The 1,951-nt window shown below is 77.7% G+C and carries 1 protein-coding gene and 1 pseudogene; both read left to right on the top strand.

The features are described from left to right. A pseudogene (locus IDM29_RS16510) lies at nt 1-1,128 on the top strand (hypothetical protein); the annotation flags it as partial. After that, nucleotides 1,125-1,951 (top strand): MFS transporter (locus tag IDM29_RS16505; RefSeq protein WP_188037818.1); only part of this gene is annotated, 827 nt, incomplete at its 3' end. The pseudogene IDM29_RS16510 and the gene IDM29_RS16505, both read left to right, overlap by 4 nt.

The raw sequence follows: 1,951 nt of genomic DNA, 5'->3' as shown, positions 1-1,951 counted from the left end.
GTCGGCGCGCGGCCGCGCGTGGTGCTGCAGGGGCTGCGCATGGCGGGCATCGCGGTGGGGTCCCTGCCCGTCGCGAGCATCCTGGCCAACCTCGTGCCGTGGTGGCGCGCCCCCTCGTCGGGCTGGGCGCTCACGGGTGTCATCGCGGCGTGGATCGCGGTGGTGAGCGCGCTCGCGCTGCTCCCCCGCTGGCGCCGCCCGATCCTCGCCCCGGCCGGCGTGGTCGCCGGCGCGACCGCGCTGGTCATCGCGGTCGACGTCGTCTTCGGGGCGCCCCTGCAGGTGTCCGCGCCCATGGGCGTGCAGCCGGTCGTCGCGGGGCGGTTCTACGGCTTCAACAACACGGCGTTCTCGCTCTTCGCCGCCGCGACGCTGCTCTCCGCGGTGGTCCTGGCCGATCCCCTCGTGCGCGCGGGCCGGCGCCGCCTGGCCGCCCTCGTGGTCGCCGTCATCGGGATCACCGCGACGGTGCTCGACGGCATGCCGGGGCTCGGCAGCGACTTCGGCGGCCCGCCCGCGCTCGTCCCGGGGTTCGCGGTGCTCGCCCTGCTCGCGGCGGGCGTGCGGCTGTCCTGGTGGCGGCTCGTCGGCGTGCTCGGCGCGGGCGTGCTCGTCGTCACCGGCTTCGCCGTCGTCGACTGGCTGCGCCCGGCCGACGACCGGACGCACCTGGGCCGCTTCGTCGACACGGTGCTCGACGGCGGCCTCGGCGGCGTCGTGGCGCGCAAGCTGGCGCAGAACCTCGCCAACCTGGGCGGGACGTGGCTCACGGTGCTCGCCCTGGCCGGCATCGCGCTCGTCGTGCTCGTGCTCGTGCGCCCCCTGCGCGGCGCCGCGACGGCACCCGACGGCGGCGTCTTCGCCTGGCTCACCGCGGGCGAGCCGCTCTCGACGCTCGGCACCGAGGCGCCCATGCTGCGGCCCGGCCTCATCGCGCTCGGCGTGACGCTCGGCATCGGCTTCGCCGTGAACGACTCGGGGATCGTGATCCCCGCGATCGGCGTCTCGCTCGCGGTGCCGCTGCTCATCAGCATCTGCGCCGGCTGGCTGCTGCAGGTCGGCGCCGGGCGTGCGCCCCGCGACCCCGAGGACGCGCCGGTCGCGCCCGAGCACAGCCTCGAGGCGTGAGCACCCCGGCCGGCGCCGCGAGCCTGCGCTCGGCCACGGGGTTCGGCCGGCTGTGGACGGCCGCGACCGCGTCGGCGTTCGGCAGCTACGTCACCGTGCTGGCGGTGCAGGTGCTCGTCGTGGAGGTCCTCGACGGCGACGCGGTCGACGTGGGCCTGGTCAACGCGGCCCGCTGGCTGCCCTACCTGCTCGTCGGCCTGCTCGTGGGCGTCCTGGTCGACCGGGTCCGGCGGCGCCCCCTCATGGTGCTCACCGACGTGGCGGCCGCCCTCGCGCTGGCCGTGATCCCGCTGCTGGCCGCGACCGGACACCTGAGCGTCGGCGCGGTCATGGCGGCGCTCGCGGCCTTCGGGACCGCGACGCTGGTCGGGGACGCGGCCTCGCAGTCGTTCCTGCCCCGGCTCGTGCCGCGCCCGCTGCTCGGCGCGGCGCACGCGCGTCTGGGCCAGGCCGACGCGGTCGCGCAGGGCAGCGGACCGGCGCTCGCCGGGGCGGTCGTCTCCCTCCTGGGCGCCCCGCTCGCCGTCCTGGTGGACGCGGTGAGCTACCTGACCTCCGCCGCGCTCGTGGCCACGGTCCGACTGGCCGAGCCGCGCGCCGACCGTGGCCCGGGCGGCAGCGCCCGCGCCGCGCTGCGCGGCGTGCGCGACGACGTCGTCGAAGGCCTGCGCTGGGTCTACCGGCACCCGACCCTGCGCCCGATGGCGCTGTCGACCCACGTCTGGTTCGCCTGCGCCGCCGTGACCGGCGCGGTCCTGGCGCCGCTCGCCCTGCGCGAGCTCGGGCTCACGGCCGCGACCCTCGGCCTCGCCACGGCCGCCGC

Source organism: Actinotalea sp. JY-7885, assembly GCF_014525465.1.
Taxonomy (GTDB): domain Bacteria; phylum Actinomycetota; class Actinomycetes; order Actinomycetales; family Cellulomonadaceae; genus Actinotalea.
The sequence above is the reverse complement of the archived record's forward strand: the minus strand, read 5'-3'. Positions and strand labels throughout refer to the sequence as shown.